At 64.7% G+C, this 20,014-nt stretch carries 19 protein-coding genes; 10 read left to right on the forward strand and 9 right to left on the reverse strand.

The window, feature by feature from the left end; genetic code table 11:
• Positions 1-122 precede the first annotated feature (122 nt).
• Positions 123-983, forward strand: a complete 861-nt coding sequence (locus AB7008_RS02365; RefSeq protein ID WP_248881040.1) for a DMT family transporter — start codon at positions 123-125, stop codon at positions 981-983.
• 678 nt (positions 984-1,661) lie between these two features.
• On the opposite strand, the gene AB7008_RS02370 is transcribed toward AB7008_RS02365, so the two are convergent.
• Positions 1,662-2,876 carry an EAL domain-containing response regulator gene (locus AB7008_RS02370; protein ID WP_028158509.1) on the reverse strand — a complete coding sequence of 405 codons (1,215 nt, stop codon included), beginning with the start codon at positions 2,874-2,876 and terminating at the stop codon, positions 1,662-1,664.
• A gap of 314 nt (positions 2,877-3,190) precedes the next feature.
• On the opposite strand from AB7008_RS02370, the gene AB7008_RS02375 reads away from it, so the two are divergent.
• Positions 3,191-3,682 carry a hypothetical protein gene (locus tag AB7008_RS02375; RefSeq protein WP_441258367.1) on the forward strand — a complete coding sequence of 164 codons (492 nt, stop codon included), beginning with the start codon at positions 3,191-3,193 and terminating at the stop codon, positions 3,680-3,682.
• Positions 3,683-3,695: 13 nt separating this feature from the next.
• Here the strand turns inward: AB7008_RS02375 and AB7008_RS02380 are convergent, their stop codons facing one another.
• Complete coding sequence (locus AB7008_RS02380) at positions 3,696-4,859, reverse strand: hypothetical protein (RefSeq protein WP_248881042.1); 1,164 nt, start codon at positions 4,857-4,859, stop codon at positions 3,696-3,698.
• 340 nt (positions 4,860-5,199) lie between these two features.
• Here AB7008_RS02380 and AB7008_RS02385 point away from each other — a divergent pair, with 340 nt between their 5' ends.
• On the forward strand, positions 5,200-5,823 hold the full coding sequence (locus AB7008_RS02385; RefSeq protein ID WP_441258368.1) for a LuxR C-terminal-related transcriptional regulator: 624 nt from the start codon (positions 5,200-5,202) through the stop codon (positions 5,821-5,823).
• A 63-nt stretch (positions 5,824-5,886) separates the two neighbouring features.
• Here AB7008_RS02385 and AB7008_RS02390 read toward each other — a convergent pair whose 3' ends face one another.
• The 5 genes from AB7008_RS02390 to AB7008_RS02410 all read right to left on the reverse strand — a co-directional run bounded on the left by AB7008_RS02390 (position 5,887) and on the right by AB7008_RS02410 (position 9,426).
• Positions 5,887-6,135, reverse strand: coding sequence for a hypothetical protein (locus tag AB7008_RS02390; protein WP_014490555.1), 249 nt, complete (start codon positions 6,133-6,135; stop codon positions 5,887-5,889).
• Between the two features lie 171 nt (positions 6,136-6,306).
• Positions 6,307-6,684: an Hpt domain-containing protein gene (locus AB7008_RS02395; RefSeq protein ID WP_441258369.1), complete on the reverse strand. Its 378-nt coding sequence runs from the start codon at positions 6,682-6,684 to the stop codon at positions 6,307-6,309.
• 152 nt (positions 6,685-6,836) lie between these two features.
• Positions 6,837-7,535 carry a Crp/Fnr family transcriptional regulator gene (locus tag AB7008_RS02400; RefSeq protein ID WP_304494309.1) on the reverse strand — a complete coding sequence of 233 codons (699 nt, stop codon included), beginning with the start codon at positions 7,533-7,535 and terminating at the stop codon, positions 6,837-6,839.
• A gap of 192 nt (positions 7,536-7,727) precedes the next feature.
• Entirely contained in the window at positions 7,728-8,438 is a 711-nt protein-coding gene (locus AB7008_RS02405) for a Crp/Fnr family transcriptional regulator (protein ID WP_304492368.1), read from the reverse strand.
• Between the two features lie 772 nt (positions 8,439-9,210).
• Complete coding sequence (locus AB7008_RS02410) at positions 9,211-9,426, reverse strand: hypothetical protein (protein ID WP_304492369.1); 216 nt, start codon at positions 9,424-9,426, stop codon at positions 9,211-9,213.
• A gap of 161 nt (positions 9,427-9,587) precedes the next feature.
• On the opposite strand from AB7008_RS02410, the gene AB7008_RS02415 reads away from it, so the two are divergent.
• From AB7008_RS02415 to AB7008_RS02440, 6 genes are all read left to right on the forward strand, one after another.
• Entirely contained in the window at positions 9,588-12,377 is a 2,790-nt protein-coding gene (locus AB7008_RS02415; RefSeq protein ID WP_441258370.1) for a hybrid sensor histidine kinase/response regulator, read from the forward strand.
• Positions 12,378-12,404: 27 nt separating this feature from the next.
• Positions 12,405-12,878, forward strand: a complete 474-nt coding sequence (locus AB7008_RS02420) for a chemotaxis protein CheW (protein WP_028160522.1) — start codon at positions 12,405-12,407, stop codon at positions 12,876-12,878.
• Between the two features lie 37 nt (positions 12,879-12,915).
• Positions 12,916-13,302 (forward strand): response regulator, encoded by a 387-nt coding sequence (locus AB7008_RS02425; RefSeq protein WP_014490548.1) that lies wholly within the window; start codon positions 12,916-12,918, stop codon positions 13,300-13,302.
• A gap of 59 nt (positions 13,303-13,361) precedes the next feature.
• The gene (locus tag AB7008_RS02430; protein WP_304492371.1) at positions 13,362-14,243 is read left to right on the forward strand and encodes a CheR family methyltransferase; all 882 of its coding nucleotides are present in this window, start codon (positions 13,362-13,364) and stop codon (positions 14,241-14,243) included.
• Positions 14,244-14,245: 2 nt separating this feature from the next.
• Positions 14,246-14,563, forward strand: coding sequence for a hypothetical protein (locus tag AB7008_RS02435; RefSeq protein ID WP_014490546.1), 318 nt, complete (start codon positions 14,246-14,248; stop codon positions 14,561-14,563).
• Between the two features lie 155 nt (positions 14,564-14,718).
• Positions 14,719-15,222: a response regulator gene (locus AB7008_RS02440; protein WP_304492372.1), complete on the forward strand. Its 504-nt coding sequence runs from the start codon at positions 14,719-14,721 to the stop codon at positions 15,220-15,222.
• Positions 15,223-15,273: 51 nt separating this feature from the next.
• On the opposite strand, the gene AB7008_RS02445 is transcribed toward AB7008_RS02440, so the two are convergent.
• Positions 15,274-15,564, reverse strand: a complete 291-nt coding sequence (locus tag AB7008_RS02445; RefSeq protein ID WP_304492373.1) for a hypothetical protein — start codon at positions 15,562-15,564, stop codon at positions 15,274-15,276.
• 149 nt (positions 15,565-15,713) lie between these two features.
• Between AB7008_RS02445 and AB7008_RS02450 the strand changes: the two genes are divergently transcribed.
• Positions 15,714-16,349, forward strand: coding sequence for a response regulator transcription factor (locus AB7008_RS02450; RefSeq protein WP_028160526.1), 636 nt, complete (start codon positions 15,714-15,716; stop codon positions 16,347-16,349).
• Between the two features lie 109 nt (positions 16,350-16,458).
• On the opposite strand, the gene AB7008_RS02455 is transcribed toward AB7008_RS02450, so the two are convergent.
• The gene (locus AB7008_RS02455; RefSeq protein ID WP_441258371.1) at positions 16,459-19,959 is read right to left on the reverse strand and encodes a PAS domain S-box protein; all 3,501 of its coding nucleotides are present in this window, start codon (positions 19,957-19,959) and stop codon (positions 16,459-16,461) included.
• Positions 19,960-20,014: the final 55 nt, after the last annotated feature.

Here is a 20,014-nt window from a genome sequence, read left to right on the forward strand (position 1 = left end):
TGCCTCGCCGCCCAATGTGTATTACCTTCCATATCCATACAGTTTCGCCAGATTGTACTGGATTGTCGCTGGTCTCGCCACCGGCGACGGCCGATGATCGTGACCCAAAAAGCGAGACGGACATGCAATCTGCAGGCAGTGGCTGGGGCAACGGGCTTCTCGGCGTCATCATCTTCAGCGGCTCCTTGCCGGCGACGCGCGTGGCGGTCGGCGGCTTCTCCGCGCTGTTTCTGACGTCGGCGCGCGCGGTCATCGCGGCACTCATCGGTGTGGCCGTGCTCTTCCTGCTCCGCCAGGCGCGGCCGCAGCGGAAGGATCTCGTCTCGCTCACCATCGTCTCCATCGGCGTCGTGGTCGGCTTCCCCCTGCTGACGGCGCTCGCACTCCAGCACATCACCTCCGCGCATTCGATCGTCTTCATTGGGCTCTTGCCGCTGTCGACGGCGATCTTCGCAGTGCTGCGCGGCGGCGAGCGGCCGCAGCCGCTGTTCTGGCTGTTCGCTGTCCTGGGCAGCGCCACGGTCGCGGGCTTTGCCCTGTCGAACGGCGGCTCGGCCTCGCTCACCGGCGATCTCCTGATGGTCGCAGCCATCGTGCTGTGCGGGCTCGGTTATGCCGAAGGCGCCGCGCTGTCGCGCCGCCTCGGCGGCTGGCAGGTGATTTCCTGGGCGCTGCTGCTCGCGCTGCCGCTGATGGTGCCGGTCGCCATCCTGACATGGCCGCCGACGTGGAGCGGTGTCGGCGTGCCCGCCTGGATCGGGCTCGCCTACGTCTCCGTCTTCAGCATGTTCGTCGGCTTCATCTTCTGGTACCGCGGCCTTGCGGTCGGCGGCATTGCCCGGGTCGGTCAGTTGCAGCAGCTTCAGCCGTTCTTCGGCCTCGCGCTCGCCGGCTTCCTGCTGCACGAGCCGGTCGCATGGAGCATGATCGCCGCGACCGCACTCGTGGTCGTCTGCGTCTTCTTCGCGCGGCGATATGCCTGAGGCGGTGCATCGCAGTTCCCCGACCAAGGTCTGAAGTTGATGAGCTTGATCGAACGCGCTTCCACCTGGTCACTGGCTCGCGACCATCACCTGGTGCGGTCGGTATGCGACCGCCAACGTTGATCTAGATCAACGTCTGTTCTCGCATGCAGTGTCGTACTGGATGGGAGAGTTATCTCCTCGGTGCATCGTGTGCCCTGTTTCGCGATCACAGTGACAGCATCCGCCTGGCTGGTCTGCCCGCTTCGCTGATGGGACGGTGATCGGCATTCTCACGCGACTGACAGAAATCCGCAGAAAGCAAGGGAAGGAGCACCTCATGCGACACGGAACTCATTTTTGGTTAGCCGGCGCCGTTATTGCCTGCGCAGCCATTGGCTCGGTGCAGTGGTCGGAAGAGGATGGTCTTTCATTCTCGGTTCAGAGCGCACAGGCCCGCGTAGGGCGGCCAGCGACCCCAGTGAGTGTCGCTGGCGTCGCGCGGCGAACAACGCGCCGCGCCGTAGTCGGTGGCGCGGCCGTAGGTGCTGCCGTCGCGGCACCGACGTGCGCCCGCGTGCTGGTCAATGGCGTCTGGGTCTGCCGCTAGGAGAGCTCTGCCCTTCATGGGGGTGATCGCAGCGATCGCGCTCGTGTGCATCTTCCTCTTCGCGCGGCGGTTGGCGTGAGGCCTGTGCCTCACGCCTGCCCCATAACCGTCCGCGTCAGCGCGCTTCGGGCAAACTTCTTCAGCGGCATCGGCTTGCCGAACAGGAAACCCTGCACGAGGTCGAAGCCGAGCTCGTTGGCGGCGACGAGGTCGGCGCGGCTCTCGACGCCTTCGGCCACGGTGCGCGCGCCGTAGGCGTGGGCGAGCTCGACGATGTGACGACAGACCGTGCGCTTCAGCCGATCGCTGCCGCTGCCGGTGACGAAGTGCCGGTCGGCCTTCAGCTTGATGAAGGGAATCTTGTCCAGATCCATCAGTGACGGCCAGTTGGCGCCGAGATTGTCGATCGACAGGCCGATATTGTGCAGGCGCACCTCACGGGCGACCTCGACGAGGAATTCGAGATCGCGGATCGCCTCCTCGCTGTCGATCTCGATCGTCAGCCCGCCGAAGGCCGGATGCGTCGGCATACGGCGACAGAGATCGCGCACCGCCAGCGGCTCCTTCAGATATGACGCCGGCAGGTTGATCGAGAGATCGACCGGGCTCTGCTGCTCCAGGAGATAGTGCCAATCCTGCAAGGCGCGCTCGATCACGAACTCCGAGAGCTCGCGCAAATGCGGATCGTGCTCTTCAGGGATGAAGTAGGCGGGCGGCACCACGCCCCAGGTCGGATGCCGCATCCGTACCAGCGCCTCGGCGCCGCTGCGGACCAAGGTGCGCGCGTCGATCTTGGGCTGGTACCAGAGCTCGAGCCAGCCGGCATGAAGCGCCTCGCCGACATACACGGCCGGGCTCGGCGCCGGCTCGTCCGGCAGCAGCATCGCGACGCGTTCGCGCAGCGTCTCCGCGGCAAAGGGCGTGGTCAGTGGCGGCAGCATCGCGAGGCCATATTCCTCGCCGACCTGCTGCACGGCCCTGACGATGATGGACTCGCGGGCGCCGACGGCGAGAACCTTGCCGTCGAAGGCCTCGCGCACCAGCGTCTCCAGAAACCTGCCGGGCTCGATGCCGTCGGCGGCGATGCCGAGCAGGATCAGGTCCGGCAACTCGCGGGTCAGCACGGTCTGCAGCTCGTCCGCGCTGGCGCATTCGCTGGTGACGAAACCAAGATCCTCCAGCACCTCGGCGAGGAATGCGCGCAGATGGCGCTTGCCGTCGGCGACGCATGCGCGCGGCGTTACCTTTCGCCGTCCGAAGGTTTTGGGCCTTCGTCCGGCGAGTTCAACAAGTTCATCGTTCATCGCAAACCACTCCCGTTCCGCGACAGGTGTTAGCGATGGGAGCAGTTTCAAATATGGAGAGCTTCAGTCGATTGTTGAATTATCTGGGTAACGTTAAAGCCCGCATCACGTCTAAAATTGTCTGGATCTTCTTCCGGAAGTTTTTACGTCTGCCCGCGCGTCGCGCGCGGGCGTGCGGCAATCCCGCGCAATTCTTGCAAGACGCGGCTTGGCTGCGGACGCGCGCACTGTCCTGTAATCGGACGAGGTCGCGCGCGCTTCGCCCAATTGAATAATGGACGCCTCAATTGTCTGTGGCCGTGGTGTGCTGGGTCATGCAGTACCAGCTGGCGACCGCGAGTCAGCACGGGAAACGCCTTGTAGAATACGTGCTTGTCGAGCTGCGCATTCAGCTCGTTCAACGCGCCACGAACCGCTCGCGCCTCGCGCGGCGCTGGCGCGCGTGCAATGCCACCATCGTCGATGTCCGCCGGTTCGATCTCATCGCAACCTCCTTCCCGTCGCTCTTGCGGTGCATCGCAGGTTCGACGCGATGGCAGGGATGGGAGGGTTCATTTTCACGCGATGCGCGCATGCTCCATGGTTTACGCGTGACAGTTCTGCGACAACGTGGCCGGCTGCGGCGGCGCAAATGTGAAGCACATCACATGTGTCTTGCTGCACCTGCGCTATTGCTGTGCGCAGCCGGTGGTGGGCTGTCGAGGATTACAGCAATGACGACGCGGCGATTGATGTATTGGTGGTTCAGATTCGTTCTGTCAGGGCGATTTACCGATCGCTTCCTGTGCCTGCCGCGGGCGGAGTAGCCGCGCCGCAATATCAGGTTTGCCCGATCAATTTGCGAAACGCCGCCGCGCCGTCCTGCACGGCGTCGCGTCCCTTCCAGGCCAGATAGGACAGCTTGCCGCCGAGCGTGTCGTGGCTGCGCAGCCGGCGCGAGCCGAGAATGTGGCCGACATTGGAGGGGAAGCGGCTCACCTCGGCGGACACCAGCGCCGCGATCGCATCCATCAATTGCTGGAGCCGGACGCCCCATTCGCAATCCTCGATGCCGTCGATGCGGACCTTGAGCGCATATTCGGTGTCGTAGATGTCGGCGAGCAGGTCGCGGGCGACCAGCACACGGTTGTGCTTGAGCGCGACCCGCAGGGCGAGCCGCTTGTCGTCGAGCCGGTCGAGCACCATGGGAACGACGCAGGCATAGGGCGTGGCGGCGACGTCGGCCACGCTCTTGCTCGCGGCGGTCCTGGTGGCAAGGCGCATCAGTTGCCAGGACGTCGTCAGGCGCCTCGCCACCAGCGCCAGCGCAAAGGGCAGCGCGTCGGGGTGGGACTTCCTGAACGCATCGAGTTGCGCGGTGATCTGGGCAACCTGGCCGTCGTCGAATTTCGCGATCTTCTCAGGCAGCTTTTCGTTGAACTTCGGCAGCGCGTCGCCGGCGCGCAGCACCTGCTGCATCTTCCTCACGTCGTCGAAGGCGGTGCGCGAGGCCGTGTATTGCGTGAGCTTGGCGCGTGCGAACTCGGTGCTCTCCGCCGATGCCAGGGTGTTCTCGAGGACCTTGAGGACCTTGGTCTGGAAGATCGACGCAGTCTTCAGTACTTCCTTCGGGTTGTTGGCGGTGACCTGGTCGTTGATCGCCTTGATGTAGTCGCGCGCCATGGTCGGCAGCAGGTCGCGGCAGATCCACTCCCAGATCGGCGTGAGCGTGTTGCGTGAAATCCGCCCCGCATTGGCATGCTCGGGTGCGCCGTCGATCAGGAGCAGTTCGAGCGGCGCGAAGAAATAGCGCGAGGGACTGGTGGCGCGTGCCTGGGTCGATCCGTCCTTGCGGAACTCGGCGCGCAACTTCGCCTGGATGTCGGAGGAGCCCGGCATGTCGATGCCGCACAGTTCGAGCCGCTCGAGCTCACTGAGCAGACAGCTGCGCGAGAGCGGCGTCAGCCTCTGCAAGAACTCGGACAGCCGATCGATCTCGTTCATGGCACGCAATCTTCCGCAGCGTTTCCCGCAGGCCTACCGGCCTCATGCGTGGAGGCATTTGCGCGCTCTCAATCGTGACCAAGAGAAGCAAGTCATTGTTAATTTATCCGTAAAAGCCGGGAGGCGCGGGCACCCGCTGGGGAGCGTTGGTTAAGGAGGCATTTCGTCGCCTGCTTAAATTCTGGGCGAAAACCTCAACCTGCGCGTGGTCGATTGCGTGGATACTCAAGCATAAATTGTGCCTACGCCGGTATTTCAGCACAAAACCGCCAAAATTACCGTAGTCTTACGGAGCAAAAAGTTAACCACAGACCGGCCTCGGTTCCGCTAAACGAGTCACATGGGGTCACAGAACGATACGGCCACCGATTCGCGGCCGTCGGAATGGTTCGAAAGCAGCTCTGCTCCGACCGAAGAGCTCGATTTCGCCCGCCTGAACGCAGTCCGCGCCAAGGCCGCCGACGAGATGGCCACCGCCATCGCCCGCGAGCTCAACGGCCCCCTGACCGCGCTCCTGCTCTACATGGGCGAGATCAAGCACCACAGCGACCAGTTCGCGCCGGTTACGGCCGATCGGGCCTATTTGCAGCGCGTGGTGGAGAATGCGCTGGCGCAGACCGAACGTGTTTGCGGCGTGGTCAAGCAGCTTGCCGGTCCTCACAGGGATGGCTTGCCGATCCCGTCCAGGACCGAGGGCGCCGAATCGAACGCCGCCCGCGCACAGCAGCAGCAGCGCGTGCCGAGCACCGAATTGCTGGGCCTGTCGGGCCAGAAGCGGCTGACCAAGCGCGAACGCGAGGTGTTGAGGCTGATCAGCGAGGGCTACTCGAACAAGCAGGGCGCGCTGCGGATGCAGATCAGCCCGCGCACATTCGAGAGCCATCGCGCCGAGGCGATGCGCAAGCTCGGCGCGCGCAACACCGCGGACCTCGTCCGTGCGGCGCTGCTGCATTCGATCGATTGAGGTTCTATCCTGAGCGGCCGGGCGGGCGATCAAGCCGGAGAATGGCCTGGGGACCCGATGGGCTCAGAGATAATCCTCGGCGAAGGGGCGCACCCGCGACGGCGGCCGCAGCGACTTGGGCTCTTCCTTCGGCGCGCTCGGAATGATCGTGATGGTCCAGCGCGGCGGCATGCTCGATTCCTGCTCCAGCACCGAGCGAACGAAACCAGTCACCGTCGCCTCGCCAGACTTCACGGTCGCCGTCCTGCCGTTGAACTGTGCGATGCGGAAGCGACGGACCTCTTTCTGATCCGCAGTCTCATAGGTGAACATGGAAACCCTCCTGGTTTCTGGCGACTATCGCCACCTATGATTAGCCATCTGTGAAAATCCCAAACCGTAGAAGTACGGCGGGCTCGGCAGGGTTTTCGTCGGAGTGTTTTCGAGCGAGGTGGATAGGGTTTGCGCCAGCCCCGCTCCGATCCCATCGCAACGAAAATGGCTCTAGCCCTGCGGCTCCTGTGCGCGCGCGGCGGCGTAGGCGGCATCCATCAGGTCGAGGAGACCGTGGAATTCGGCCTCGCCAAGCGTCTCCGCGGTCTGCTCCAGCCGCAGCGCCAGCGCCGCAAGCCTGACATAGCCGAACGTTCCGGCCGCGCTCTTCAGCGAATGCGCTTCGCGGATGATCCTGGCAAGCTGCCGCGCCAGCGAGAGCGTGCGGAACAGTTGCAGGCGCGCGCAGGTCTCGCTCCAGAACACGTCACGGACTTCACCGGCCCCGTCCTCGCCGATCTCCCGCACCAGCGCTTCATAGGCGCCCGGCTCGCGCGCGGGCGCGGCATCGAGCGCTTTTGGCATCGGCGCGGCGGTCACTTCAAACATGGCTTTGGCCTGTCCTGGTCACGATTCGTCTGCTGCGCTGCCTGTACGGCGCGCGGCACGCCCGGTGTCTACGGCATCCGAATTTCAGTTCCGGTAGCAGGACGATCCGTGTTTGCGGGCCGGCGTTAGCCGGCGGTTTACCAAGGCGCCGGTCAGCGCGGGCCGAGCAGCCGGTCGTACTGGGCCTTCACCGTGGCGTAGCATTCGCATGCCGTCTGGCGCAGGCCGTCCAGGTTGAGGATCTGGATGTGTCCGCGGCTGTAGTGGATGAAATTGGCGTGCTGCAACGTATTGGCGACCAGCGACACGCTGTTGCGGCGCGCCCCGATCATCTGCGCCATCGCCTCCTGGGTCAGCAGCAGCCGGTAGTCGCCCGACAGGTCATGGGTGTGCAGCAGACAACGCGACAGCCGCGACTCCACCGGATGGGCGGCGTTGCAGCCTGCGGTCTGCTGGACCTGTGCGTAGACGGCCAGCCCGTGACGGGTGAGCAGCGTCCGCAAGGTGCTGCTCTGGTCCGCCGCGTCGCGCAGCCGGTCGAGATCCATCACGGAGGCGGCACCGGGGACCAGCACGACCGCCGTGTTCAGCGCGCAGGCATCGCCCATGGTCGAGAGCGTTCCGAGCAGGCTGTCGCGGCCGACCATGGCGACCTGCACATGCTCGCCCTTGGCGAGTTTCACCACCAGCGAGATGACGCCGCGGTGGGGAAAGTAGGCGCGCTTGAGCGTCTCGCCGGTCTCCACCAGGATCGCTTCATGCGGCAGATCGATCATGCGCAAATGCGGGCGGATCAATTCGTAATCCTCCGCCGACAGTGCGGACAGGAAACCGTTGGAGGGGCGCGCCATCGTTTCCAAGACTGCCTCCGTTTCAATCAGCCCCCGAACTCGAAGCGGACGGGCTGCTCGCTGCACGGATAAGTTTGATCATGTTCCCGTCGGGATATATTGGCAATTGGGACAAGATGTCCGGCTGCGCTGGCGCCCCCGCTGCGCTGTGTGCACACCGGCATGCAGCAGGCCGGTTGCGCCGGGCTATCCTCACCGCGGGGCTCCCAGTAAGCGGGCGTGGCAGCCCTTCACCGCCGCATAGCAGTCGCAGGACCTCGTCTCCAATGCGCGCTCGTCGACGATCTCGATCTGGCCGCGGGTGTAGTGAATGATGCCGGCGCGCTGGAGCGCATTTGCGACGAGAGAAATCGCGTTGCGCCGTACGCCCATCATCTGGGCCAGCGTCTCCTGTGTCAGCGGAAGGAACTTGCTGTCGGACAGGTCGCGGGCACGCAGGAGCCAGCGCACCAGCCGCGCTTCGACCGGGTGCACCGTATTGCACAGCACCGATTGCTGCGCATGCGCGAGCAACACCTGCTCATGGCGGATCATCAGGCCGCGAAATTGCGCGCTTGCGGCCGCCACCGCCCGGAAGGCCGCGATTTCGAGCACGGACGCAGTCCCGGGGAATAGCACGGCGGCGTCTGTCGGTGCGATGCCGTCGGCAAGTGCGGCGCCGCCGCCCACGGCGCCGTCGCGGCCGAGCATCGCGACCTCGATCATCTGTCCCTCGGAGAGACCCACCGTGATCGAAACGGATCCGCCGTGCGGGAAGTAGACATGTCGCAGCGCGGCGCCTGCCTCGGCCAAGACAGATTCCCTGACCATTTCGACTGTCGCGAGATGGGGACGCAGCAGATCGAAATCCGCTGCGTCGAGCATTTGCAGCAACTGGTTGGACGGTTGGCCGCTCGCGGTCATGCAGGTCAATCCGGCGCGTTCAATAGTACGATCGGGCCCCGCGTCCTGTGCGTCATCCAGTTGCACGGCGACCAAAACATATTGTAAAGGTTGTGGAGCCGTCCATATACCCGTTGGGGGGCAGACAGGCTGCGGCATTTGCGGCGGAAATTGAGAAACGCACGCTGATCAGGGGTGTTCGTCTTGTGCCGGGGCAGCAGGAAAAAGCGGCAAGGGGGCTGTCGTGAGCCGGAAGCATCGCATCCGCGCCGCCATCAGACGCCGGCCGACACCTGCGGCTTCGCCTCTCAAACGCGCATTTCCCACCATCCGGGACTGTCTGCGCGGCTTCGCAGCGCCGCGACTGTCGCACCTGTCCCTGATTTCCCGACAGCACCGTTGACGCTTGCGGCCATCAATGTCTCGACCCCAGCCTGAGGAGAACGGCGTGTCCCACGGTGCGATCTGAATCGCCGAAACGCGAAGCTCAAACGGGGACGGCAGACCTGCGTCACATTCTCGTTGTCGACGACGACCCGATGGTGTGCATGGCCATCGAGATCTATCGGCACCGGAATCATCTCCGGGGACGATTGCCGACGGAGGAGAAGCCGGACTCAGCGCTCTCGAAAGCGAACAGGTCGATCTGATGATGATCGACATCTTCATGCCGCATATGCGCGGGTTCGAGTCGATCCGGATCCTTCACGAGCACGCCTTGCGGAGCATCGTGCTGTCTCCGCAATTGGGTTAGCGCAGTAGCAATCGCGGCGGCCGCGAAATAAGCGTCCGTTTACCGCAAGCGCAGCTCTTGCGGATCGAGCAGGCGAGCAGCAGGCGGCCGCGTGAGCGATTCTGATTGCGCGTGATTTGATTCAATTCGCGCTGCCCGTGCATATCGTGCTTCGCCGGCAAGATTTTTCGCGCACGTCGCAGTGTTGTTATCGGAGCGTTTACCTATCGCGTCTGTCGCGTGAGATGCGCCGCCGCTTTTGTCGAAAGACGCCATCGCAGGTCTCGAAACGCAAACTTGTCTTCAATATCCGTATTAGCACGGAGGCTGAAATTAACGGGACCGTGAAAGGGGTTGTCTAACGATCCAGCTGCCGACCTCCGCCGAACTCCAGGTGCGGCCCAGGCGTCGAAGTCCGGCTCAGTAAGGCGTAGCTCATGGATGATCTGTTGCGGGAGTTTTTGACGGAGACCAGCGAGAGCCTGGACACCGTCGACAATCAGCTGGTGAAGTTCGAGCAGGAGCCGAACAACGCCAAGATCCTGGATAACATCTTCCGCCTGGTCCACACCATCAAGGGCACGTGCGGCTTCCTCGGACTGCCGCGGCTTGAAGCGCTGGCGCATGCCGGCGAGACCCTGATGAGCAAATTCCGCGACGGCATGCCAGTGACGGCCGGCGCGGTGACGGTGATCCTGGCTTCGATCGACCGCATCAAGGAGATCCTCGCAGGCCTCGAGGCGACCGAAGCCGAGCCCGAGGGCACCGACCGCGATCTCATCGACAAACTGGAAGCGATGGTCGAGCAGGGCATGGCCGCAATGGCGGCCGGTGCTACCGCTTCTGTCGCTGAGGCGCCGCCGCTGGTGCCGGAAGCCCCCGCCGAAGCCAAAGCCGCGCCTGCCAAAGAGATGACCACGGGCTCGCTGATCGACCAGACTCTGGAGCGTCCGCTGCGTCCGGGCGAAGTCTCGCTCGACGAGCTCGAGCGCGCCTTCCGCGAGACCGCGATCGAAGCGCCGGCCCCCGTCGTCAAGGCCGAGCCGACCGCTGAAGCTCCGGCGCCCGCCGCCAAGGAAGCTGCGAAAGAAGCTGCGAAGCCCGCCAAGGAGAAGGCCGCGCCGAAGAAGTCGATGGCCGACGAGGGCGCCGCCGAGGGCGACCGCATCGCCAACCAGTCGATCCGCGTCAACGTGGATACGCTGGAGCATCTGATGACCATGGTCTCCGAGCTGGTGCTGACCCGCAACCAGCTGCTGGAGATCTCCCGCCGCAACGAGGACACCGAGTTCAAGGTGCCGTTGCAGCGCCTGTCCAACGTCACCGCCGAGCTGCAGGAAGGCGTCATGAAGACGCGCATGCAGCCGATCGGCAATGCCTGGCAGAAGCTGCCCCGCATCGTCCGCGACCTGTCGAGCGAACTCGGCAAGCAGATCGAGCTGGAGATGCACGGCGCCGACACCGAGCTCGACCGCCAGGTGCTCGACCTGATCAAGGACCCGCTCACCCACATGGTGCGCAACTCCGCCGACCATGGCCTGGAGACCCCCGCCGAGCGGCTCGCGTCCGGCAAGGGCGAGCAGGGCACCATCCGCCTGTCCGCCTATCACGAGGGCGGCCACATCATCATCTGCATCGCCGACAACGGAAGAGGCCTCAACACCGAGAGGATCAAGGCCAAGGCGATCTCCTCCGGTCTCGTCACCGAGGCCGAGCTCGAGAAGATGAGCGAAGCCCAGATCCACAAGTTCATCTTCGCGCCCGGCTTCTCCACGGCAGCCGCGATCACCTCGGTCTCCGGCCGCGGCGTCGGCATGGACGTGGTGCGCACCAATATCGACCAGATCGGCGGCACCATCGACATCAAGAGCGTCGCCGGCGAAGGCTCCTCCGTCACCATCAAGATCCCGCTGACCTTGGCGATCGTCTCGGCGCTGATCGTCGAGGCCGCCGGCGACCGCTTTGCGATCCCGCAGCTCTCGGTGGTCGAGCTCGTCCGTGCCCGCGCCAACAGCGAGCACCGCATCGAGCGCATCAAGGACACCGCGGTCCTCAGGCTGCGCAACAAGCTCTTGCCGCTGATCCACCTCAAGAAGCTCTTGAAGATCGACGACGGCGCGGCCAGCGATCCCGAGAACGGCTTCATCGTGGTTACGCAAGTCGGCAGCCAGACGTTTGGCATCGTGGTCGACGGCGTGTTCCATACCGAAGAGATCGTGGTCAAGCCGATGTCGACGAAGCTGCGTCACATCGACATGTTCTCCGGCAACACCATTCTGGGCGATGGCGCGGTCATCATGATCATCGACCCCAACGGCATTGCCAAGGCGCTCGGCGCCGCCGGCTCATCGGCCCATGACATGGGCGACGAGAACGGCGCGCATCACATCGGAAGTGGCGAGCAGACCACCTCGCTGCTGGTGTTCCGCGCCGGCTCCAGCCAGCCCAAGGCGGTCCCGCTCGGGCTCGTCACCCGCCTGGAAGAGCTCCCGGCCGACAAGATCGAGTTCTCCAACGGCCGCTACATGGTGCAGTACCGCGAGCAGCTGATGCCGCTCGTCGCCATGGAGAGCGTCACCATCGCCAGCCAGGGCGCCCAGCCGATCCTGGTGTTCGCCGATGACGGCCGCTCCATGGGCCTCGTCGTCGACGAGATCATCGACATCGTCGAGGAACGGCTCAACATCGAGGTCGGCGGCTCCGCCTCCGGCATCCTCGGCTCGGCCGTGATCAAGGGCCAGGCCACCGAAGTGATCGACGTCGGCCACTTCCTGCCGATGGCGTTCGCCGACTGGTTCACCCGCAAGGAGATGAAGCCGTCGATGCATTCGCAGTCGGTGCTCTTGGTCGACGACTCGGCGTTCTTCCGCAACATGCTGGCCCCGGTGCTGAAGGCGGCCGGCTACCGCGTCCGCACCGCGCCGACCGCGCAGGAGGGCCTGGCTGCGCTGCGTGCGCAGAGCTTCGACGTGGTCCTGACCGACATCGAGATGCCCGACATGAACGGGTTCGAGTTCGCCGAAGTGATCCGCTCCGACACCAATCTGGGCGCGATGCCGATCATCGGCCTGTCCGCGCTGGTGTCGCCGGCGGCGATCGAGCGCGGCCGTCAGGCCGGCTTCCACGACTATGTCGCCAAGTTCGACCGTCCCGGTCTGATCGCGGCGCTGAAGGAACAGACCGCAGGCGCCGCCGGCGCCTCCGAGCTGAGCCGGGCAGCGGCCTAAGAGCGGGATGGATCAGGAGATACGCAGATGAGCAACAAGATGCAGACCAGCGAAGGCGCCATGGTCGAATACGTCACCGCGATGATCGGCGGCCAGCTGTTCGGCCTGCCGATCTCCCGGGTCCAGGACGTGTTCATGCCCGAGCGCGTCACCCGCGTTCCCTTGTCCTCGCGCGAGATCGCGGGCGTGCTGAACCTGCGCGGCCGCATCGTCACCGTGGTCGACATGCGCGCCCGGCTCGGCCTGCCCAAGCCCGAGGACGGCAAGACCCCGATGGCGGTCGGCGTAGACCTGCGCGGTGAATCCTACGGCCTCCTGATCGACCAGATCGGCGAGGTGCTGCGGCTTGCCGAGGACGGCAAGGAAGAGAACCCCGTCAACCTCGATCCCCGCATGGCCAAGCTCGCCGGCGGCGTCCACCGCCTCGACGGCCAGCTCATGGTCGTCCTCGACGTCGATCGCGTCCTCGAACTCAAGACCGAAGTACAAATGGCTGCCTGAACTTTCACGAAAGACATTTTAAAGCCGGAGAACCAAGATGAAGACCTGTTTGGTGGTCGATGATTCCAGCGTCGTGCGCAAGATCGCGCGCCGCATCCTGGAAGGCCTGCAATTTGAAGTCACCGAGGCCGAGGACGGCTCGAAGGCGCTGGAGATCTGCCAGCGGCAGTTGCCCGATGCGGTGCTGCTCGACTGGAACATGCCCGTGATGGACGGCTTCGAGTTCATGGGCCACATGCGCCGCCTGCCCGGCGGCGACCAGCCGAAAGTGGTGTTCTGCACCACCGAGAACAACGTGGCTCATATCGCCCAGGCGCTCAGCGGCGGCGCCAACGAGTACATTATGAAGCCCTTTGACAAAGACATCATCGCCGACAAGTTCGCTGAAGTCGGCTTGATCCCGGTCGGACAAGCCATGGTCTGAGTATCTGGCCCGAGCGCTTCAGCCAGAGTGTCCCCAGTAAAGCTTCCGAGAGGCTATCCGTGACCCCGACCGAGTATGAGTATCTGCGTAAGTTCCTGAGGGATCATTCCGGGCTCGACCTGTCCGCAGACAAGCAATATCTGATCGAAAGCCGGTTGTTGCCGCTCGCCCGCAAGGCCGGGCTCTCCGGGATCGGCGAGCTCGTGCAGAAGCTGCAGGGCGGCTCGAGCGCGCTCGTCACCAGCGTGGTCGAAGCCATGACCACCAACGAGACCTTCTTTTTCCGCGACAAGGTCCCGTTCGATCATTTCCGCGACACCATCATGCCCGAGGTCATCAAGGCGCGCGCCGGCCGACGGAGCGTGCGCATCTGGTGCGCCGCCGGCTCGACCGGGCAGGAGCCCTATTCGCTGGCGATGTGCCTGAAGGAGATGGGCGCGGCCCTGACCGGCTGGCGCGTCGAGATCATCGCGACCGACCTGTCGCAGGAGGTGCTCGAGAAGGCCAAGGCCGGCATCTACAGCCAGTTCGAGGTGCAGCGCGGCCTGCCGATCCAGATGCTGATGAAATATTTCAAGCAGACCGGCGAGACGTGGCAGATCAATCCCGAGCTGCGCGCGATGATCCAGCACCGGCAGCTCAACCTGCTGCACGATTTTGCCCAGCTCGGCACCTTCGACGTCATCTTCTGCCGCAACGTGCTGATCTATTTCGACCAGGACACCAAGATCAACATCTTCAACCGCCTCGCCCGCCAGATCGAGGGAGACGGCTTCCTGGTGCTGGGCGCGGCCGAAACCGTGGTCGGACTGACCGACACGTTCAGGCCGATCCCGGATCGTCGCGGTCTCTACAAGCCGAACGACCCGCGTGCAGCGGCAGCCAAACCGGTTATCGCCAGCGCCGCGCCGCCGCGCATGGCGGTGATGGCAGGACGATAGGCATGGCAGAGGATGGCAAGGGCGCGGAGCGCGTCACGTTCAGTCGTGGCTATGATGTCTGCATCATGGCGATCGACGGCACGTGGCGGCGCGACTGCAAGCTCAATGCGATCTCCGACACCGACGCCATCCTCACGGTGGATGGCTCGATCCAGGGATTGAACCTGAAGGAATTCTTTCTGCTGCTGTCGTCGACCGGGCTCGCCTATCGTCGTTGCGAGCTGGTGCGCGTCAACGGCGCCGAAATGGACATCCAGTTCCTGCGCGGCAAGAACCGCAAGAAGCGCGGCGCCGCCGGCGGCCGTGACGAGGCGGCGTGATCGCCAAATAGGCCTCGTCCCGCGCGCCCCGTCGCCGGTTTCCGAGACGTTGGTTCATATTTGCTAAAACATCCGGACGAATTCGCCGCACCGGCTTTACGTGGCCTAAGCGCGAGCCGTGTAGCAATTGCCCGTCTCAATCTCAGGATACGGCAATGCCCCGAAGCTCCCTCTCCCCCATCCCGTCAAACCTGCCCGACGTCGCCGAGCGGCGTGCGCTTCAGCTTCTGGTGGTCGACGACGACGCCACGCAGCGCAGCCTGATCACGGTCGCCGCCAGGCAGGCCGGCCATGAAGTGACGGTGGCGCCGTCCGTCGCCGAGGCGATCGAGAAGCTCCGCGCCGCCCGCTTCGACTGCGTGACGCTCGATCTGGTGCTGGAGGATGGCGACGGCATCGACGTGCTGCGCGAGATGGCGGCGGCGAAATTCGCAGGCCATGTGATCGTCATCAGCGGTATGGACGGCAAGCGCCGCAGCGCCGCCCGCAGCTTCGCCCGTTCCGTCGGGATCCAGCTCCAGGGCCTGCCGAAGCCGCTCGATCTCGCGGCACTGCGCATCAGCCTCGCCAATCTCGGCAAGACCGCAATGGGGCTGCCGGCGATGCACACTTGGGGCGGCGTCGCCACCGACGCGATCGTGGAACGGCACCGCGCCTGAGGCGCGGAGCTGCCATGCGATCGGACGCGGGCACTCCGCGCCGGTCGCAATTCAAGCCGGGTTGCCGGATTCAGACAGGCATTGCAGGGCGTGGCCAAGGCCTACCCAACACGCGTTGAGAGCGGCGTTCGCGGTGGCATAACGCGGCGTGACGTCGTCGAGTATGAAGACGTCGGCGGAACCTTCCGGATCGTTGCTGTGTTCTCGATCCATGGCTGCGGCGATCCGGCGCATACTGGTCTCGATCTGCGCGATCAGCAAGCGAAGGTCGGCGGCAATCAATCGTTGGCTGTCGGCCTCGGATGTCGCGACCTGCGGCGGCGTATCGGCCAAATTTAGCATGGATATTCTCCGTCTCCTGCAATTAGGCGCAATGCCGCTACTTGTGCGTTAAGTCTATGTCCCGTACAAATACGGGTGGGCCGAATCCGCGCCGAACGCCATAACGGTTGGCGCGGACGCGAGTCCGTAATGCCAACTGGATGTGGCACATGGCCGAGCAAACCTCTCGTGGTGAAATCTTCGTGGTCGACGACGACCCTGCGGTTCGCGACACCTTGTCGATGGTGTTGAAGGCTGCGGGTTATGAGGTGATCTGCTTTGCGGACGGCGCAGCCCTGCTCTCCGTCGCGCGGAACCGCACGCCGGCTGCGATCCTGCTCGACGTGCACATTCCCGGAAAGTCGGGCCTCGACATTCTGAAGGAACTGCACGGCGAAGATTATCCGGCGCCGATCTTCATGATCTCGGGGCAGGGCGACATCTCGATGGCGGTGGGCGCCATCAAGAGCGGCGCGCTCGATTTCATCGAAAAGCCGTTCCGCGGCAGCGAGATCGTCGGCCGGCTGGACGAGGCGATCGGAGCCTATGCACGCAGGCAGGCAGAGAGCGTGTCGCCGAAATTCTCTTCGCTGCACTTCCCCGGACGCGAGCCGTTGACGCGGCGCGAACGCGAGGTGCTCGAGCAGTTCGCTTCCGGTGCGTCCAACAAGGAAGCCGGCCGCACGCTCGGCATCAGCCCGCGCACCATCGAGGACCATCGCGCCAACATCATGAAGAAGCTCGGGGCACGCAACGCCGCCGATCTGATCCGCATCGTGATGACCGCGGCCCAGCGCGCGTCGTAACTCTATCGGTGACGTGTCGTAGCCCGGATGGAGCGTAGCGAAATCCGGGGAGCGAACATGAGGTAAGACTGTCCCGGATTGCGCTGCGCTCCATCCGGGCTACAGCGCCTCAGCCGCTCAGCGCCTTGCGGATGATCCGCGCCAGATCGGATTTGCGATACGGCTTCGCCAGCAGCAGGACGCCTGAATCCAGCCGGCCGTGATGGATGATCGCGTTCTCCGTATAGCCTGAGGTGTAGACCACCCTGAGGTCGGGACGTGTCTTCGACACTTCGTCGGCAAGCTGCCGTCCGTTCAACTTGCCGGGCATGATGACGTCGGTGAACAGCAGGTCGAACGGCTTGCCGGTGGCGACGATCGCGAGCGCCTCCGCGGCGTTCGCGGCCTCCAAGGTGACGTAGCCGAGCGAATGCAGCTGCGCCAGCACGTAGTCGCGCACCAGCCGGTCGTCCTCGACCACGAGGATCGTCTCGTGTCCGCCCTCGATCGTCGACGGGGGCACGCCTTCGCCCACGGCTGCGGGCGTCTTGCCGGGCGGCAGATACATCTTGATCGTGGTGCCGTGGCCTTCCTCGCTGTAGATCTTGATGTGGCCCGTGGACTGCTTGATGAAGCCGTAGACCATCGAAAGCCCGAGCCCGGTGCCCTTGCCCGGTCCCTTCGAGGTGAAGAACGGATCGAACACCCGGGCCAGCATGTGCGCAGGAATGCCCGTGCCGGTGTCGCTCACCGCGATCAGCACATAGTGTCCGGGCCTGACGTCGTTGACGCTGGCATAGACCTCGTCGAGATAGGCGGCGCCCGTCTCCACGATCAGCTTGCCGCCGCCGTGCATGGCGTCGCGGGCATTGAGCGCGAGGTTGAGGATCGCGGTGGTGAGCTGGTTGGGGTCGACGATCGCGACGCAGCTCTCGTCCTCGAACACCGATTCGATCTGGATGTGCTCGCCCAGCGTCGGGCGCAACAGCTTTGCGGTGTCGATGATCAGCGCGTTGACGTCGACCTCGCGCGGCTGGAGCGGCTGCTTGCGCGCGAAGGCGAGCAGGTGCTGGGTCAGCTCGGCGCCGCGCCCGGCGGCCTCGTCGATCATCTTCGTGATCGCCGCAAGCTCCGGCTCCTTCGCGACCGCGTCGGCCAAAATTTCGATCGTCCCGGTGATGACGGTGAGGATGTTGTTGAAGTCGTGCGCCACGCCGCCGGTGAGCTGGCCGACCGCCTCCATCTTCTCGGCGTGGCGGATGCGCTCCTCGGACGCGATCTTGTCGGTGAGGTCGCGGTAGAACACGTTGAACAGAATGCCTTCGCGGCGTTTCAGCGCCGTGACGCTCAGCTCGGCCCTGAATTCCTTGCCGTCGCGACGGCGAACCGTGAGCTCGCGGCGGCGATTGAGCGTCTGGCCGTCCTGGGACTCGAGGAAGCGCGCGAGGCCGGCCTTGACCCGCTCCCGCTCGCTCTCGGCGACGATGAGGTCGACCCCGTTCCTGCCCAGCGCCTCGTCGCGCCGCCAGCCGAACAGCTCTTCGGCCCGGGAGCTCCAGTTCAGGATGATGCTGCGGTCATCGGTCTGGACGAAGGCGTCGAGCGCGGTCTCGACGATGTTGCGCGCGAGCAGCTCGCTTTCGCGCAAGGACTCTTCCGTGCGCCGCGCCTCGGTCATGTCGCGTCCGACGAAGAAGAAGCGCTTGGCCTGATCTGACCAGTTGCCGAGCCAGGACAGCCAGACCTCGCGTCCGTCCTTGTGGATGCAGCGGGTGTCGGCGAGCTTGGGGTGCCCGCCGCGCCGGAGCGCGCGCATCTCCTCGCGGGATTGCTCGAGATGCGCGGGATGGATGAAATCGACGCCGCTGCGGCCGATCATCTCGTCCGGCGCATAGCCGAGCACGGCCTGGCTGCTCGGGCTGATCTGCACGATATGGCCCCGCGAGTTCATGATCATGATCAGATCTTCCGAGGCGTCGAACAGCTGCCGCCGTTCCTCGATCTGCTGTTGCAGCGCGCGCTCGGTTCGTCGCGCATCGGTCAGGATGCGCGCCGTGCCGGACGCGCCGATGATCTCGCCCGAATCGTCCCTGATCGGTGACAGGCTCACCGAGATTTCGACCGGACTGCCATCCTTGCGCAGGCGCACCGTTTCGAAATGCTCGATCCGCTCGCCGGTCGCAATCCGCCGCAGATAGTCCCTGCCCTCTTCACGGCGATCGGGTGGCAGGAGGATCAAGGTCGGCTGTCCGACCGCTTCCTCGGCCGTATAGCCGTAGAGGCGCTCGGCCGCCGCATTCCAGCCGATGATGATGCCGTCGAGCGTCTGCATGACGATCGAATCGTCGGAGGATTCGACCGCCGCGCTGAACAGGCGTTCGCGGACGGCGAGCTGGTCGCGCGCGGCCTCGGTGCGCCGCCGCTCCTCGACCTCATGTTCCAGCGCCGCCGTCTTCGCCCGCATTTCATCGATCAAACGGGCAAATGCCCGCGCCAGCACGCCGGTCTCGCCGGGGGCGTCGGTTGGAATTCTGATGGAATTGTCCCGACCGAGCCACTCGACCGCAGCAGTGAGCTGCCCGATCGGCCGGGTCAACGACCGCGCCAGCAGCACGGCCAGCAGGGCGGCGACCAGCACCGCGATGACGCCGATCGTGATGGTCGATTTCTCGATGGTGGCGGCCGGCGCCATGAAGACGGCGTTGGGCACGACGCGGATGACACCGACCCACTGGTCCTCGGCCAGGATTGCGGGTGCGATCGCGGTGCCGCTCGGCTTGCCGTCACTGCCCGGCACGACCTGGGTCGCGCCCAGCGTCGATCCGGTGATGGCTGCGAAATAGGGGAAGTCGTCCTGCCAGCGTGTTGGTGTCCCCAGTTGCGAACCGAACTCGCGGGTGCGGTCCGGATGCACGAGATAATCGCCGTTACGGCCGACCACATAGACCGCTTCACCGTTCCGGATCGATATCCTGATACGATCGAACACCTGACGCATGTCGACATTGACGACGACGATGCCGAACAGCCGGTGATCGGAGCCAAACAGGGGCGCCGCGACGCGCAAGGTCGGAACATAGGGCATCTGAACCACGCCGTCGTCGACGTCGAGTTCGACCGGGGAGACGACGACCCGGTCTTCTGCCAGCTTGACCGCCGCCTGGAAGAAGGAGCGCTCGCCCTTGTTCTGCAAGGCATCGTCGGGAACTGCTCGCACCGCTCCGTTCGGGCCGGAGCGGTCGACGCGCAGATATTCGACGCCATCGGCACCGATGATGCGGACTTTTGCGTAGGCCGGGTTGGCGCCGACGTCGGCGACGAGGCGCGTCAGCAACCGGTCGCGCCAGGTCCTCTCCGCGAGGTGATCGACCGGATCGACCCCGTCGTTGAAATGGGCGTCGATCATGCCGCGCGCGGCGGCACGGGAGCGGAACGTCGCAACGTCGGCGCGGGCGCCGTTCACATGCGCTTCGAGCTGCGAGGCCAGGAGCCTCGAGTGGCCCTCGATACGGTCGAGCACGCGCGGCAGGAAGGCTTGCTCCAGGCTGTAATGGCTCAGCCATCCGACGGCGGCGACCGCAGCCGCGACCAGCAGGATCATTGCGATGGCCAGCCGGGTCGCGAGGGTCATATCGGCCTTCGCGCCGCGTCGCGAGCGGTCCCGAATGTCCTGCTACGCTGCAACA

The sequence above is a fragment of the Bradyrhizobium sp. 521_C7_N1_3 genome (genome assembly GCF_052075975.1).
In the GTDB taxonomy this organism is placed as follows: Bacteria; Pseudomonadota; Alphaproteobacteria; order Rhizobiales; family Xanthobacteraceae; genus Bradyrhizobium; species Bradyrhizobium japonicum.

Excerpts from the sequence above, each read along its gene's own strand:
- AB7008_RS02370 (WP_028158509.1), bottom strand. The coding sequence starts at position 2,876 with ATGAACGATGAACTTGTTGAACTCGCCGGACGAAGGCCCAAAACCTTC.
- AB7008_RS02435 (WP_014490546.1), top strand. The coding sequence starts at position 14,246 with ATGGCAGAGGATGGCAAGGGCGCGGAGCGCGTCACGTTCAGTCGTGGC.
- AB7008_RS02365 (WP_248881040.1), top strand. The coding sequence starts at position 123 with ATGCAATCTGCAGGCAGTGGCTGGGGCAACGGGCTTCTCGGCGTCATC.
- AB7008_RS02375 (WP_441258367.1), top strand. The coding sequence starts at position 3,191 with ATGCAGTACCAGCTGGCGACCGCGAGTCAGCACGGGAAACGCCTTGTA.
- AB7008_RS02415 (WP_441258370.1), top strand. The coding sequence starts at position 9,588 with ATGGATGATCTGTTGCGGGAGTTTTTGACGGAGACCAGCGAGAGCCTG.
- AB7008_RS02380 (WP_248881042.1), bottom strand. The coding sequence starts at position 4,859 with ATGAACGAGATCGATCGGCTGTCCGAGTTCTTGCAGAGGCTGACGCCG.
- AB7008_RS02385 (WP_441258368.1), top strand. The coding sequence starts at position 5,200 with ATGGGGTCACAGAACGATACGGCCACCGATTCGCGGCCGTCGGAATGG.
- AB7008_RS02425 (WP_014490548.1), top strand. The coding sequence starts at position 12,916 with ATGAAGACCTGTTTGGTGGTCGATGATTCCAGCGTCGTGCGCAAGATC.
- AB7008_RS02450 (WP_028160526.1), top strand. The coding sequence starts at position 15,714 with ATGGCCGAGCAAACCTCTCGTGGTGAAATCTTCGTGGTCGACGACGAC.
- AB7008_RS02395 (WP_441258369.1), bottom strand. The coding sequence starts at position 6,684 with ATGTTTGAAGTGACCGCCGCGCCGATGCCAAAAGCGCTCGATGCCGCG.
- AB7008_RS02400 (WP_304494309.1), bottom strand. The coding sequence starts at position 7,535 with ATGGCGCGCCCCTCCAACGGTTTCCTGTCCGCACTGTCGGCGGAGGAT.
- AB7008_RS02445 (WP_304492373.1), bottom strand. The coding sequence starts at position 15,564 with ATGCTAAATTTGGCCGATACGCCGCCGCAGGTCGCGACATCCGAGGCC.
- AB7008_RS02420 (WP_028160522.1), top strand. The coding sequence starts at position 12,405 with ATGAGCAACAAGATGCAGACCAGCGAAGGCGCCATGGTCGAATACGTC.
- AB7008_RS02405 (WP_304492368.1), bottom strand. The coding sequence starts at position 8,438 with ATGACCGCGAGCGGCCAACCGTCCAACCAGTTGCTGCAAATGCTCGAC.
- AB7008_RS02390 (WP_014490555.1), bottom strand. The coding sequence starts at position 6,135 with ATGTTCACCTATGAGACTGCGGATCAGAAAGAGGTCCGTCGCTTCCGC.
- AB7008_RS02410 (WP_304492369.1), bottom strand. The coding sequence starts at position 9,426 with ATGGCGTCTTTCGACAAAAGCGGCGGCGCATCTCACGCGACAGACGCG.
- AB7008_RS02455 (WP_441258371.1), bottom strand. The coding sequence starts at position 19,959 with ATGACCCTCGCGACCCGGCTGGCCATCGCAATGATCCTGCTGGTCGCG.
- AB7008_RS02440 (WP_304492372.1), top strand. The coding sequence starts at position 14,719 with ATGCCCCGAAGCTCCCTCTCCCCCATCCCGTCAAACCTGCCCGACGTC.